Genomic DNA, 13,294 nt, shown 5'->3' with positions numbered 1-13,294 from the left:
TCGCTGCGGTCAGATACCCATGGTCGTTGTCGCAGGTAGCGTGGGGAAGACCGAACGTTCAGGTGTGGTTGCTTACCTCGAGGTTCGAATTCAGGTCAGAAGGAGTGCGGTGGGCATGAGTAGTGACGCGGATCACGATGTGTGCGGCATGTCGGTGGCGATCGACGTCGTCGGCGGCAAATGGAAGCTGCACCTGATGTGGGTGCTCGCTGCGGGTCCGCAGCGTTTCGGTCGGATCCGCAAGCTGCTCACCGGCGTCAGCGAGAAGGTGCTCGCGGAGAATCTGCGTCATCTGGAGGCCAGCGGCGTGGTGCACCGCGAGGTCTTCCCCGAAGTCCCTCCGCGCGTCGAATACTCGCTCACGCCGCTCGGCGAAGAACTCGAAATCGCCCTGCGCCCGCTCGAAGCCTGGGGCGATAAGCACCGCGACGAGTTACTCGGCAATCTGCTCGCCGCGGCGGGCTGATGCCCGGACAGCGGCGCGAACCATTGCCCGCGCCGCGCGCGAATTCCTTGGGCGAGCACCTGCGTGGCCGAAACCCGAGGTAGTTGCGCGCGACGCCGGGTGCTCGCGCAGGTCAATTTCGCAGGTTGTCGGTAGCTATTCGCTCCCCGATATGAATGAGCAAACGTGCCGCATCGGCGATGGAGCGGGCGGGGTCGGGCTCCAGATCGGCCAGCGCGTAGCAGGCGGTGAAACCCGCCGTCCGTATCTCCTCGAGCGTCAACTGCGTTCGGCCGACAGCCGCCACCACCGGGACGCCCGCCTTGCGCGCGATCTCGCAGACGCCGACCGGGGCCTTGCCGTGCAGGCTCTGGGCATCGAGGGCCCCCTCACCGGTGACGACCAGGGCGGCTCCGTCGAGAAGTGTCGGGAAATCAAGGAGATCGAGCACGACCTCGATGCCGCTGCGAACCTGCGCGCCGAGCACCGCTAGCGCGCCGAATCCGGTGCCGCCCGCCGCGCCCGCGCCGGGGGTCTCCGTGAATTCCGGTGCGACTACGGCGGCCCAATTCGTCAGTGCGGCTTCGAGAACTGATAGGTCCGACGGCGTCGCACCCTTCTGCGGCGCATACACCGCGACCGCGCCGGTCGTGCCGAGCAGCGGGTTGTCGACATCGCAGGCCAGGGTGAAGTTCGCCGTCGCGATCCGCGGATGCAATCCGGTGCGGTCCAATCGCGCCGCACGCGCCAAAGTTGCTCCGCCTGTCGGTAATTCAGTGCCATCGGCATCGAGGATTCGCGCGCCGAGCGCCTGCAGCATGCCCGCCCCACCGTCGGTGGAGGCGCTGCCGCCCAAGCCCAGGACGATATCGGTTACCCCTCGATCCAGCGCATGGGCGATGACGACGCCGAGCCCATAGGTGTGTGCTCCGAGCGGATCGAGTTCTCCCCTTGGGAGTTTCGTCAGTCCGACCGCTGCCGCCAATTCGATCACGGCCGTGTTTCCGTCCACCGCATAGGAGGCGGTGTCCGCTACGCCGGTCGGCCCGGGCGCATCGACCTCGATCCGTTCCCAGCCCGCGGCCACGAATGCGTCGACGGTTCCGTCACCGCCGTCGGCGACCGGCACCTGCCGGATCTCGGCATCCGGACGGGCGCGCGTGATGCCCGCGGCCAAGGCGGCCGCGACCTCGGGTGCGGTCAGCGAGCCCTTGAATTTGTCTGGGGCGAGCACTACCCGGGGCGCGGATGTCATTTCCACATTCTCGGTGGTGGTTCCGAAGGGCGCACGTTGCGCGGTGATTTCCGCCGTCCTGGCCGGACAAGGCCCGGCGGTGCGGCGCCGAAGATTTTGCGGTCGCCCAGCACGGTGTAGACGTTCGGCATTCGGCGCGGGGCGAGATCGGGTCGCGTGACGGCCGCGTCCATTGATCGCGACATCACTGGCTGTGAGCAGGCGCTAGTGGGCGTCCAAAAGGATAGAGAGCAGTGCTCTTGACGTGAAGCGAGTCAGTGTGGAACACTGATCGCAACAGAGAGCAGTGCTCACTAAGGAGTAGGAAATGAACGCCAGCACCCGCTACGTCGGCCCCACCGGCATGGACCCGATCATGAACAAGATTGCCAACTGGCTGCCTCGCCTCGGTATCAGCGTTATGGGGTCGCGGCTGTTGGCTGTGCGCGGACGTAAGAGTGGCGAGTGGCGCACCACCATGGTCAATGTGATGACCGATGCCGATGGCACGCGCTACCTGGTCGCGCCGCGCGGCCATACCCAGTGGGTGCGGAACCTGCGTGTCGCGGGCAATGGTGAACTGCGGCTGGGGCGCAAGGTCGAGGCATTCACGGCGACCGAAGTGGCCGATGCGGACAAGGTGCCGCTGCTTCGCCTCTACCTGCAGAAGTGGGGCTGGGAGGTCGGCAAATTCTTCGAGGGTGTCACCAAGGACGCCACCGACGCCGAGCTGGCCGAGATTGCCCCGGGCTTCCCGGTCTTCCGGCTCGCCTGATGCGACAAGCCGATCCGATCCTTTCGAGCGACCCGCGAGCAGTCGTTAGCGGTGGATCAGGAATTCGATGGCCGCGGCATAGCCGTGAATCCCCATCCCGGCCACCACCGCGGTGGCGATGGGGGAGATGTAGGAGTGATGCCGGAACTCCTCGCGCTCATGCACATTGCTGATGTGCACCTCCACGATTGGGAGTTCCGGAATCACCAGCGCATCACGCAGCGCGACCGAAGTGTGCGTGAGCCCACCGGGATTGATGACAATGCCCGATTCGACGCCGCGCGCCCGGTGGATCCGATCGATCAGCGCTCCTTCGGAATTCGACTGGAACGCGTCGATCTCGCGGCCGTACCGGGCGGCGGTCTGTCGGCACAATGCGACGACATCGTCGAGCGTGGCCGACCCGTAGACCTCCGGCTGGCGGGTGCCGAGCATATTGAGGTTCGGGCCGTTGAGAACCAGGATCGGACCAGGTGTCGACATGGCTTAGACCCTAGCTCGCGTGTTCAGAGCCCCTGCGGACCTTCCGATCGCAGGTCGTCCACCTTCCGCATGGCGGTGCGCAACTCCTCGAGCCAGGCCTCGGCATGCTTGCCCGCCAACTTGACCGTCCACGCCAGCGCATCCGCGCGCGAGCGCGCCACACCGGAATCGACGAGCGTGTCGAGCACCTTGCGCTCCGGCTGCCGCAGCCGTGTCATTACCGGAACCGCCAAGTGGGTGAACATTATCCGTTCACCGTCCACCGAGACGCCCCAGGCGACACTGCGTCCGTAGCGGCGCTGGGCCTCGTTCGCGATCTGCATACGGGCCGGCCTGGTGGTCTCGCGGAAGCGGGCGACGGCGCCCTCTTTCGTCGCGGCGGGGACCTCCTCGGCGGGGGCGTCTTTTTCCGATTTTTCCGATACCGGGGCCGGGAGCTCACCGATAACCACGATCTCGTCCCGGTCGATTTCGATGATGGGCGGCCCGGCGAACCAGTCGCTCGGCAATCGTCCAGCGAACCAGTCCCGGGCGTCCGCGGGATCCGGTAGATCGGCTTGCTGCCAGCCGCCGGGTCGCCCGAAGCCCCGTCCCCGATGCTCATGTCTCATTGGGATTCACCTACTTACTGTGGTGCCTGTATTTCATTGATTACAAGATTACGTCGCAAAGCGCAGTCGTGGTTCCGCTCTGTGCGAACGGTTTCGGTCAACGGGCGTGCGGGTACGCCAGATAAAGGTGTGTGCTGGTCAACGAGGCCCTGCGCGATCGAAACACGAATGCGGTACGCCGAAACGCCGACGAGGGCCGTTTTCTGACAAGTTCGTGTTCCGGCCGGTACGGTTGCGGCGCCGGATGTCGCAACGGGACCGGAGAACGTCCATGATCGACCTACCGAAGCGCGGGTTTCGGGCACGATCGGAGATACTGAGCATGGGTAACCTCCGTCCGGCGCGGCACGGTGGGCAGCTAATTTCAGGTACGGTGGTCTTGTTACTGGAGTGACAAGAGTAAAGAGTGGGCGACATGGATGTGTGGGGATCCCGCCGCCGTCGCGTCCGGGGCGCAATCGCACTCTCGGGGGTGGTGGCGCTGGCTATCGCAATCGGTGCGTGTGGTTCGGATGCGAAGCGCAATGAAGCCGAGTATGTCGTCGATCGCTTCACTCAACTGCTCGATGAGCAGAACTACGCCAAGGCCTCGGAGCTCACCTCTTATCCCACGGCCGCGTCCGCAACGCTGAAACAAATGTTCGCCGGATTGCAGCCGGGCAAGGTCGACTACCAGAAAACCCAATTCATCGATCTGGACCGCGAGGCGGGCCTGTTCAGCATGGATGTCGCCTGGAACTTCGGCGAGAACAAGACCTGGAAATACAGCCTGCAGGGCAATGTGCGGAAGTTGGCGATCGGCTGGCGCATCTCCTGGGATCCCGCCGTCGTCATGCCACAACTCGACCACAACCGCACGGTCCGGCTCGTGCGCACCACGCCGACCCCGCCGCCGCGGGTCAAGGACATCGTCGGCGACGCGCTGATGACCGAGCAGGTCATCAACGTGATCAAACTCGATCCCGCCAAAACGACCGATCCTGTGGCCTCGACCAATGCGCTGGCCAAGGCCATCGAACCGGTCGCGCCGCTGATCACCGGACCGTCGCTGATGCAGCAGCTGTCCACCGCGCAGGGCAAGCCGATCACCGCGGTCACTCTGCGCGAACCCGATTTCGCGATTCTGGAATCGGCGTTGGCTCGGGTGCCCGGCGTGGTCATGGAGAAGCAGCCGCGGCTGATCTCCGCCGACCGCCGGACCTGGTCGCCGATGTTGGACGCGCTGCAGAAGGTATGGCAGGACAGCCAGGACCAGCACTCCGGTTGGGGTGTCCAGATTTTCGAACAGGACGGACGTTTCGTCGGCCAGATCGCCGGTTACCAGGGACCGCCCGGCCCGGATATCGCGGCCACCATGGATCAGCGCCTGCAGCGCGCCGCCGAGGACGCGGTGGTGAGCGTCGCGACGCCCGCCTCGATCGTGGCGATCCAGCCCTCCAGCGGCTCGGTCGTGGCGGTCGCGCAGAATACCCAGGCCAGCGAGCACGGTTCGGTAGCGTTCACCGGGCTCTATCCGGTCGGCACCAATATCGATCTATTTCGCAATGTCGCCGCGGTATCGAAGAACAAGGCACCGCAGGACGTTTCGGTGTTGGATGCGGCCGAAGCCGCGCCGAATCTGGGCGTCGGCGTCGATTACAAGGTGCCGGGATTGGACGAGGTGACCGGCCGGGTCGCGGTCGCGGGCCGCAGTGCCGAGCAGGTACGCCAGGGCGGTGGTACGGATGCGGTGCTGGCCAGCCCATTCGGCATGGCGATCGCCGCGGCCGCCATCGCGCGCGGGCAGGTGCCGCCGCCGATGATCGAGGCCGGACACCCGAGCACCACGGACGCGCAGGTCCCCGAGATGTCTCCCCAACTCACCGAGCGGCTGCGTGCGATGTTGCGCGACGGCGCGGCCCGACCGGAATTCGCGCCACTGCGCCCGTACCGCGATGTCATCGGATTCATGGCCACCGCGGGCAATGACGCATGGCTCATCGTGAATGCGGGGGATCTGGCGCTGGCGATCCACATCAACGACGCCGACAGCGGCGATGCGACCGCGCGGATGGCAGCCAGGTTGTTCCAATCGCTGGCCCATCCGGAACCGTGATCAATTGATGGCCCGCAAGGCCGCGCGCCAGCCGAGCAGGAACAGGGCGAGCACACATGCCGCGACGATGATGAAACTGAATGCCGTGCCCTGACCGCTGATCACGCGCAGCACCATGCCGCCGCAGAGTGTGCAGAGCCAGACCAGAACTCCGGTCGACCACACGGTGGTTCCGTCGAATTGCGCAGCCTGCTCCTTTACCCGGCTGGCCACGACCGCCGCGACCACCCAACCGATCGCGAGTCCGATCGCGAACGGCCACACCGTCTTCAGCAGTCCGGTGAGTACCGCCTCCTCATGGCTGCGCCGCCCGATCGCGCAGAACAGGATCACCAGCAGTGCGTCCACCACCAACGGCACCAGTTTTCTCACGCGGCCAGCGTAGTACTGTCCGCATCTGTCGCTGGGATACGACGGCACTTACTCGATCGACCACGACGGAGCGAGCCGAACGAGTGACCGTTGGAGGTCTGTCTCGCGTTCGAGTTGTCGAAGCGCATGCGACGAAGACGCGGGTCTCGACGGCTCGGACGCCAGACACCAAGGGGCCGCGAACACGCAGTGCCGAAGGCGCTGCCGATGTCACAACCGGCGCTGTTCGAATTCCTTCTCGAATTCGGCATCGTCGGCCTGCGGGGTGCGGAAGAGGAAGGCCATGACGATCCAGCCGATGATCGCGACCAGGACGAAGCTCACCAGGCGGTAGACGAAGGCGGCGGCAACGGCCTGGGAGGCGGGCAGGGCCGCACCGGCGGTGAGGCCGTAGATGAGCGTCGCGTCGACGTAGACGATGCCGCCGGGCGCGAACGGGATCGAGCCGACGGCCTTACCCGCGGTGAAGGCGATCAGCAGCCCGGCCAGATTCGGATCGGCACCGACCGCGTAGCAAGCGGCTCCCAGACTGGCCACATCGGCGAAGCGGTGCACCAGCGCCCACCCCGCGACCATGGCTCCGTCGCGCTTGCCGAGATCCACCGACTCCAGCTGCGAGAGCATATCGGCGATCTTGCTCATGCCCTGCTTGACGGGGCGTTTGCGGATCCGGTTGAGCAGTGCGAGGCCGCGGCGCAGCACGGCCTCCAGCGCGCCGCGATTCTTCGATAGATGGTTGCCCGCCCACACCAGCGCGACCACACCGGCCAGCGACAATATGAGTTTGAACGGCCCGACCCGGTCGCCGACCAGCAGCGCACCACCGACACCGAGCAGTGCGAGTCCGGCGGTCGCGATCACCCCGGACATCACCAACTGCCAGGAGGCGACGATCGGATTCGCACCCCATCGGCGGGTTTGGCGGTAGGTGAAGGCGGTGGAGAACACCTGTCCGGCGGGCAGCGTCACCGACATGGCGGTGGCGCCGTAGACCACGGCGACGGATTTGTGCTGACGCACCTCGACGCCGCCGGCATGCAGCAATTGTTTCTGAACCCGGCTGAATCCGCTCATCGACAGTGCCTGCATCCAGATACAGGCCGCGACCCAGCCCCAGTGAATTTCGGTGAGCTTATTCCAGGAATCGTGCAACCGTGGCCAGAGGTAGTAGCCCTCGCCGATCAGCAATGCCAGCAGGGCGATGCCTGCGACCCATTTGAGCCACCAGAATTTGCTCCGGCGACCACGTTTCGCCGATCTATCGGGGTCGTCGGACGGCTGCGGCGCAGGATCGCCGGCTAGTTCCCCGTTGCCCGTCACCCGGTCAGCCTAACGACCCAGCTGTGCCGCGGTATGCATCGACCTGCGGAGCCAGTATTAATTGGCGCGGCCCTCGGTGGTTACGCACGCTGCCTCCTTCGGCCCCGACCGCTAGTGACTGCTCGCGGGTCGCTCGAAAAATCCGGGTCGCACCGTGGCCCCATCCTTCGGCCAGGCCAACCTGGTCTTTCGGCGTCGCCCGCGCAGCTGGACTTCCTCGCCCGTCAGCCAAAAGTCCTGCTCACTTTCGTCGGCGAAATACAGCGCGCTGCCCGAGGCGAGCACGCGGCCGGGTTGATCCTTGGCGAGTTCGGTCAGGCGCGACGCCTCGTTCACCGGATCGCCGATCACGGTGTATTCGAAACGGTTTGCGGCGCCGATATTTCCGGCGACAGCCAGGCCCGCCGAGACTCCGATACCGATATCGAGTCCGGGCACCTCGCGCAGGGCTTCGCGCAGTTCGCGGGCGGCGGCCAGGGCCGCGGTCGGCGCGTCCGGGCGGTCCAGCGGTGCGCCGAAAATCGCCAGCGCGGCATCGCCGACGAACTTATTGACGAAGCCGTGGTGTCGATCGATGACGTCGACCACGATCCGGAAGAACTCGTTGAGCAGGCTGACCACCTCGGTCGGTGGTCGCTCCGCGGCGGTCGCGGTGGAACCGACCATATCGACGAACAGCACGGCCACGAATCGGGTCTCGCCGCCGAGTTCGGTCCCGTAGTCGAGTGCCCGCTGCGCGACCTCCTCGCCGACATGCTGGCCGAAGAGTTCCTGCAGCTGGCGGCGCTTGGCGGCCTCTTCCATCATGCGGTTGAAGCCGACCTGCAGCAGTCCGATCTCGCTGCCGTCGAACACCTCCACCTGCACGTCGCGGGCGCCCTCCTGCACCCGGTCGATGGCCTGGCTGAGCTGGCGGATCGGGTCGGAGATGCTGGACCCGGTCAGCATCGACAGCGCCAGCGCCTGCATGATCACCACGCCGCACAGCAGCAGAATCGAAATGGCCAGCGACTGCGCGGAGAACTTCACATCCGAGGAGATCTGGGTGACGCAGAGCAGCACGATGGCGATGGTGGGCGCGAAGGTGCCCATACCCCAGGTCATCCCCATCCTGGTGCCGACGCCTGGGGTCAGCGTGTGGTCGAACGAGCCCTCGGTGAGTGCCTGCGCGGCGACCGGACGCAGAATCCGCTCGCCGAGCATGTAGGTGAAACCGAAGACGATCGTCGCGGCCATACATTCGGTGACGATGACCGCCCCCGCCAGCTCCGGCGCGTCCACGATGATGGTGGCCGCAAGAATGGCGCCGCCGACCAGCCACAGCACCAGATGCAGGAAAGCCTGGCGCAGCGGTGCGTGCAGTGCGGCCATCTGTTCTTGGTGGCTCGGCGGCCCACCACGCATCTGCCATCGCATCACCGGACGCAGCATGAGCGCCGAAGCGGCCAGGCTCAGCAAACCACCGGTGGTGAAAACCAGACCGGGAATCAGCAAGCCGGTGCGTCGCGAACCGGCCGCCTCACCCTCGGGAACCGGGAGCCCATATTGGATGAACGCCCACACCAGGACCGCGCCGAAGGCATTGGCCAACAGCATCGATGTCAGGTACAGCGGCCAGCGCGTTCGCATGGTCTGTTTGACCGCTTCCAGGGGCGCTGACACGATGACCAATCTAGCGTTCAGCTCAATCGAGCATGTTCGCGGCGCTCTGCGGCCATTAGGCTCGCGGAGGTGACCGACCAGAAGGTAAGTGCTCTCGGGAAAGCCACTGCTGCGCGGTCGGCTGCTGATTCTGTACACCCGTTCGTCCGGGTTTCCGCCGAGTGGGCGTGGCGGCTGCTGGTGATGTTCGCCGCGCTGATCGCGTTCTCGATGTTGGTGCAGAAATTGGCGACGGTGGTGATTCCGCTCGCCATCGGCCTGCTGGCCGCCGCATTGCTGGCGCCGCTGGTGGATTGGCTGCAGCGGCTGGGGTTACCGAGGTCGGTGGGGGTTTTCGTCGCGCTGGTCGGATCACTCGGGGTGGTCGCGGGGATCATGACCTTCGTCGTCGAGCAGTTCATCGAGGGCGTGCCGCAGCTGTCCGACGAAATCACCCACAGCATTCACCAAATCCAGGACTGGCTGATCAACGGTCCGCCGCATTTGAGCGATGAGCAGATCCGCAGTGCGGGCGATACGATCGTCAAGACGATCAGGGAGAATCAGGACAGTCTCACCAGCGGGGCACTGACCACCGCGACGGTGATCGGGCACGTTCTCACCGGCGCGTTCCTGACCCTGTTCATTCTCATTTTCTTCCTGTACGGCGGCGACCAGATCTGGCACTTCGTGACCAGGATCGTGCCGACCCCGCATCGGGAAAAAGTGCGCACCGCAGGGCAACTCGGCTTCGGCACACTGGTCGGATTCGTGCGCGCGACCGTGGTGGTGGCGCTCGTCGACGCCATTGGTATCGGTGCCGGGCTGGCCATTCTCGGGGTGCCGTTGGCATTGCCGTTGGCATCGCTGGTGTTCATCAGCGCGTTCATCCCGATTGTCGGTGCGTTCCTCGCGGGGACCATCGCGGTATTCATCGCATTGGTGACCAAGGGCTGGGTGACCGCGGTGATCGTGCTCGGCATCATCATCGCGGTGATGCAGCTGGAAAGCCATGTGCTGCAACCATTGCTGCTCGGGCGGGCGGTGAGCATCCATCCGCTCGCGGTGGTGCTGGCCATAGCCGCGGGCATTGTGCTCGGCGGCATCGCGGGCGGTCTGTTGGCGGTGCCGTTCGTCGCGGTAATGAATACCGCGATTCGGTCGTTGCTCTCGGAAGGTCCGGAGGAGGCTTTCGAGGAACTGCATACCGGCGACGGGGGTCGATTCGCGGTGGAGCCGGATAAACCTGAGCCCGGCCGGTTCGATGTCGATGCGACCCTGACCAGAGAGATGATCCGAAAGGACCGGTCGGATGACTCGGCCGGGGCCGACTGAGCTCAAAGCAGCCGAGCTGAGCGCGGCCGATGCGGCGACCGCGCCACTGTGGCGTGCGGTGCAGGCATTGCGGCTGGTCACGCTGCTCTATGCGGTCGGTCAGCAGATCGCCGCGGTGCGGCACTACCAGAATCAACAGCTGAGCTGGGTACTGATCGCGGTGATGGCGGTGTGGTCGGGTGCTTCGGCATTCATGTTGTCGCAGTGGCATTTTCCCGACGTGGCGCGGCTGCGGTCCTGGGTGGTGATCGGGGATCACGTGGTGGTGATCGCGCTGATCGCCGCGACGCGGTTGGTCGCCGATTACGGCTGGTATCACGAGCATCAGACGCTGCCGACCACGCTGTGGGTCGCCAATGCCGTTGTGTCCGCCGCGATTCTGCGTGGGCCGCTCGCCGGTGTGCTCTCCGGACTGCTGATAGCGGCGGTGATCGTGACGGTGCGCGAGCAGTGGGGTCAAGATGTGTGGGCCGATGCGACCGCACCGGTGCTCGTCTCCATCGGGCTGGCCCTCGGACTCGCGGCCGATACCGCGCGTCGGGCGCAGGGGCAGCTGGAACGGGCCGTTCGATTGACCGCGGCGGCCCAGGAGCGGGAGCGCCTGGCTCGTGAGGTGCATGACGGTGTGCTGCAGGTGCTCAGCTATATCAAGCGGCGCGGCAACGAGATCGGCGGCGCCACCGAGGAATTGGCGCAGCGGGCGGCGGAACAGGAAGTGGCGCTGCGGGTTTTGCTCTCCGAACAGGGCCGGCACGGTGACACCGGTGGTGCGGATGTCGACCTGCGGCCGCTGCTTACCGTGCATGCGACGCCGTCGGTCTTCGTTTCGACGCCGGGTGAGCCGGTGCGGGTCGGGCGGTGGATGGCGAGGGAGATTGCGGCGGCGGTGGCGAATGCGCTGTCCAACGTCGCGCTGCATGCCGGGCCGGATGCCAAAGCTTATGTGCTGCTGGAGGACACCGGCGATGAGCTGATCGTCAGTGTGCGCGATGACGGCGTCGGAATCGCGCCGGGACGATTGGAAGAGGCGGAAGCCGAAGGGCGCATGGGGGTTTCGCGATCCATCGTCGGTCGCATCGAGACGTTGGGGGGAACGGCGGTGTTGCTGACGGAGGAGGCCGGGGGAGTTGGCTTCGGTACGGAGTGGGAGTTTCGGGTGCCCTCGGCCGCCCAGCAGCGCGAGCGCGGAGGAGGGCCCTGTGACCAGTGATGATGCAGCCGAGGCGATTTCGGTGATGGTGGTGGACGACCATCCGATGTGGCGCGATGGAGTGTCTCGCGATCTGGCCGAGGCCGGGTTCGTGGTTGTCGCGACGGCGGACGGGGTGGGTTCGGCTACACGGCGGGCGGCGGCGGTACGGCCTGCGGTGGTGTTGATGGATATGCAGTTGCCCGACGGAAATGGAGCGCAGGCGACTGCGGAGGTGCTGCGGGTCTCGCCGGAGAGTCGGGTGCTGGTGTTATCGGCATCGGCCGAGCGCGGTGATGTGCTCGATGCGATCAAGGCGGGGGCCTCGGGTTATTTGGTGAAGAGTGCGTCGGCTAGCGAGTTGATCGAGGCTGTGCGCGCGACCGCCGCTGGGCAACCGGTATTTACGCCGGGGCTGGCAGGGCTGGTGCTCGGTGAGTATCGACGGATGGCGAGCGCACCAGTCGAGCCGGATGAACCGCATCGGCCCGCACTCACCGACCGGGAGACCGAGGTGCTGCGCATGGTGGCGAAAGGATTATCCGCCAAACAGATTGCGTCGCGTCTCGGGCTGAGCCATCGAACAGTGGAGAACCACGTGCAGGCGACTTTGCGGAAGTTGCAGTTGGCCAACCGGGTTGAACTGACCCGCTATGCGATTGAGCAGGGTCTCGAGTAGGTGAGCAACAGTTCTCGAGTAGATGCCTGACGATTTCGGCGTCTCGAGGCGCCGACTGCCGCCCGATCATTCTGTATGAGGACCCGAACATGTCTCGGGTGGCGCGTGGGAGTCATTGGCCGTGCCCGGTGTGGCACGGGATGGCCGATGCTGGAACGAGGCGGCTTGTGGTGGACCGGGATGCCCGGCGGCTCCAGTGATGTGTCACCTCGCTCGCCGATACACCAGGTGGTGCGAGGGGAAACGGTCTGGGATCCGCCCCGAAATCGGCGGGATCGGGGCGCAGCGGAGCGGGGAATCGGGGATTGCCCTGATGTGTCGGGTGGGTTGGGCTCGGTAATCTCGGATTCATGGGTGGCCCCGAATCGGTATCCAACGGTGTCGGCTCCGGTGACACGGTCGGCGATCGTGAGTTGCGCGTTTCCGATGCCGAGCGCGAACATGTCGGTCAACTGCTGCAGCGCGCTGTCGGGCTCGGCATGCTCTCCCTCGGGGAGTTCACCGAGCGAATGGACACGGCGCTGGCCGCCAAGACGCGTGGCGAACTCAATGCCGTACTTGTCGACCTGCCCGGCGTGCGGCTCATCGGTCAGCCCGCGGCACCGCCCTCGACCTTCGTGAACGCGTCGCCCGCCTTCACGAAGCGGATCTCACCGCCGCCGTCGGTGCCGACACAGGTCACACCGGGGAATGTGATCCGCAGCCGCCTTTCCGGCGTCAATCGCCGTGGTCCATGGCAGGTGGCGCCGGCCCTGCATCTGAACAACTGGCTCTCCGGCGTCACTCTCGATTTCACCGAGGCGATCATGTCCACCCAAGTTGTCGAGGTGCACGTCGACGACTATCTCAGCTCACTCACCCTGATCGTCCCCGCCGAGGCCACCGTCGACCTCAACGCCGTCGACCTCATCGGCTCCAGCGTCAACAACAAGGTCCGCACCGGCCCACCCCTCGGCCCCCTACACGTGGTGGTGCAAGGTCGAATCCGCTTCGGCTCGATCACCGCCAAACACTCTTTGCGCGCCCAGTGGCGCAAGTTGATGGGAAGCTAGCGTGCCCGTGGTGTGCGTCCCGAATGCCCACCAGACGGTAGCCTTCTAATATGACTGCCGCAC

General features: G+C 65.6%; 13 protein-coding genes. 7 read left to right on the top strand and 6 right to left on the bottom strand.

Features of this window, described 5'->3' with window-relative positions; translation table 11 throughout:
- Window positions 1–115 precede the first annotated feature (115 nt).
- Window positions 116–466, top strand: a complete 351-nt coding sequence (locus ACQP2U_RS41010; protein ID WP_063045767.1) for a winged helix-turn-helix transcriptional regulator — start codon at window positions 116–118, stop codon at window positions 464–466.
- A gap of 112 nt (window positions 467–578) precedes the next feature.
- Here the strand turns inward: ACQP2U_RS41010 and ACQP2U_RS41005 are convergent, their stop codons facing one another.
- Window positions 579–1,700: a glycerate kinase gene (locus ACQP2U_RS41005; RefSeq protein WP_433712527.1), complete on the bottom strand. Its 1,122-nt coding sequence runs from the start codon at window positions 1,698–1,700 to the stop codon at window positions 579–581.
- 307 nt (window positions 1,701–2,007) lie between these two features.
- On the opposite strand from ACQP2U_RS41005, the gene ACQP2U_RS41000 reads away from it, so the two are divergent.
- On the top strand, window positions 2,008–2,454 hold the full coding sequence (locus ACQP2U_RS41000) for a nitroreductase family deazaflavin-dependent oxidoreductase (protein WP_433712525.1): 447 nt from the start codon (window positions 2,008–2,010) through the stop codon (window positions 2,452–2,454).
- Window positions 2,455–2,499: 45 nt separating this feature from the next.
- On the opposite strand, the gene aroQ is transcribed toward ACQP2U_RS41000, so the two are convergent.
- Both aroQ and ACQP2U_RS40990 read right to left on the bottom strand, forming a co-directional pair.
- The gene (gene aroQ / locus ACQP2U_RS40995; RefSeq protein WP_433712524.1) at window positions 2,500–2,937 is read right to left on the bottom strand and encodes a type II 3-dehydroquinate dehydratase; all 438 of its coding nucleotides are present in this window, start codon (window positions 2,935–2,937) and stop codon (window positions 2,500–2,502) included.
- Between the two features lie 23 nt (window positions 2,938–2,960).
- On the bottom strand, window positions 2,961–3,548 hold the full coding sequence (locus tag ACQP2U_RS40990; RefSeq protein ID WP_433712522.1) for a hypothetical protein: 588 nt from the start codon (window positions 3,546–3,548) through the stop codon (window positions 2,961–2,963).
- A 415-nt stretch (window positions 3,549–3,963) separates the two neighbouring features.
- Between ACQP2U_RS40990 and ACQP2U_RS40985 the strand changes: the two genes are divergently transcribed.
- Window positions 3,964–5,643, top strand: coding sequence for an NTF2-like N-terminal transpeptidase domain-containing protein (locus tag ACQP2U_RS40985; protein ID WP_433712521.1), 1,680 nt, complete (start codon window positions 3,964–3,966; stop codon window positions 5,641–5,643).
- Here ACQP2U_RS40985 and ACQP2U_RS40980 read toward each other — a convergent pair whose 3' ends face one another.
- The 3 genes from ACQP2U_RS40980 to ACQP2U_RS40970 all read right to left on the bottom strand — a co-directional run bounded on the left by ACQP2U_RS40980 (window position 5,644) and on the right by ACQP2U_RS40970 (window position 8,964).
- Window positions 5,644–6,015, bottom strand: coding sequence for a DUF3054 domain-containing protein (locus ACQP2U_RS40980; RefSeq protein WP_433712520.1), 372 nt, complete (start codon window positions 6,013–6,015; stop codon window positions 5,644–5,646). It abuts the gene before it with no gap.
- A 210-nt stretch (window positions 6,016–6,225) separates the two neighbouring features.
- Window positions 6,226–7,335, bottom strand: a complete 1,110-nt coding sequence (locus ACQP2U_RS40975) for a lysylphosphatidylglycerol synthase transmembrane domain-containing protein (protein WP_433712518.1) — start codon at window positions 7,333–7,335, stop codon at window positions 6,226–6,228.
- 111 nt (window positions 7,336–7,446) lie between these two features.
- Entirely contained in the window at window positions 7,447–8,964 is a 1,518-nt protein-coding gene (locus ACQP2U_RS40970) for an adenylate/guanylate cyclase domain-containing protein (RefSeq protein WP_433716766.1), read from the bottom strand.
- Window positions 8,965–9,066: 102 nt separating this feature from the next.
- On the opposite strand from ACQP2U_RS40970, the gene ACQP2U_RS40965 reads away from it, so the two are divergent.
- The 4 genes from ACQP2U_RS40965 to ACQP2U_RS40950 all read left to right on the top strand — a co-directional run bounded on the left by ACQP2U_RS40965 (window position 9,067) and on the right by ACQP2U_RS40950 (window position 13,231).
- Window positions 9,067–10,311 carry an AI-2E family transporter gene (locus ACQP2U_RS40965; RefSeq protein WP_433712516.1) on the top strand — a complete coding sequence of 415 codons (1,245 nt, stop codon included), beginning with the start codon at window positions 9,067–9,069 and terminating at the stop codon, window positions 10,309–10,311.
- Window positions 10,289–11,521: a MacS family sensor histidine kinase gene (gene macS / locus ACQP2U_RS40960; protein WP_433712514.1), complete on the top strand. Its 1,233-nt coding sequence runs from the start codon at window positions 10,289–10,291 to the stop codon at window positions 11,519–11,521. Before ACQP2U_RS40965 ends, macS begins: the two co-directional genes overlap by 23 nt.
- A 25-nt stretch (window positions 11,522–11,546) precedes the next feature.
- Window positions 11,547–12,179, top strand: coding sequence for a response regulator (locus ACQP2U_RS40955; RefSeq protein ID WP_433716765.1), 633 nt, complete (start codon window positions 11,547–11,549; stop codon window positions 12,177–12,179).
- Between the two features lie 350 nt (window positions 12,180–12,529).
- Window positions 12,530–13,231, top strand: a complete 702-nt coding sequence (locus tag ACQP2U_RS40950; protein WP_433712512.1) for a DUF1707 SHOCT-like domain-containing protein — start codon at window positions 12,530–12,532, stop codon at window positions 13,229–13,231.
- Window positions 13,232–13,294 lie beyond the last annotated feature (63 nt).

The organism is Nocardia sp. CA-084685 (genome assembly GCF_050955785.1).
GTDB lineage: Bacteria > Actinomycetota > Actinomycetes > Mycobacteriales > Mycobacteriaceae > Nocardia.
Note: the sequence above shows the minus strand (reverse complement) of the source record. Positions and strands in the feature narration are given on the sequence as shown.

Excerpts from the sequence above, each read along its gene's own strand:
- ACQP2U_RS40985 (WP_433712521.1), top strand. The coding sequence starts at position 3,964 with ATGGATGTGTGGGGATCCCGCCGCCGTCGCGTCCGGGGCGCAATCGCA.
- aroQ (WP_433712524.1), bottom strand. The coding sequence starts at position 2,937 with ATGTCGACACCTGGTCCGATCCTGGTTCTCAACGGCCCGAACCTCAAT.
- macS (WP_433712514.1), top strand. The coding sequence starts at position 10,289 with ATGACTCGGCCGGGGCCGACTGAGCTCAAAGCAGCCGAGCTGAGCGCG.
- ACQP2U_RS40955 (WP_433716765.1), top strand. The coding sequence starts at position 11,547 with ATGGTGGTGGACGACCATCCGATGTGGCGCGATGGAGTGTCTCGCGAT.
- ACQP2U_RS41000 (WP_433712525.1), top strand. The coding sequence starts at position 2,008 with ATGAACGCCAGCACCCGCTACGTCGGCCCCACCGGCATGGACCCGATC.
- ACQP2U_RS40970 (WP_433716766.1), bottom strand. The coding sequence starts at position 8,964 with ATGCGAACGCGCTGGCCGCTGTACCTGACATCGATGCTGTTGGCCAAT.
- ACQP2U_RS40990 (WP_433712522.1), bottom strand. The coding sequence starts at position 3,548 with ATGAGACATGAGCATCGGGGACGGGGCTTCGGGCGACCCGGCGGCTGG.
- ACQP2U_RS40950 (WP_433712512.1), top strand. The coding sequence starts at position 12,530 with ATGGGTGGCCCCGAATCGGTATCCAACGGTGTCGGCTCCGGTGACACG.
- ACQP2U_RS41005 (WP_433712527.1), bottom strand. The coding sequence starts at position 1,700 with ATGACATCCGCGCCCCGGGTAGTGCTCGCCCCAGACAAATTCAAGGGC.
- ACQP2U_RS41010 (WP_063045767.1), top strand. The coding sequence starts at position 116 with ATGAGTAGTGACGCGGATCACGATGTGTGCGGCATGTCGGTGGCGATC.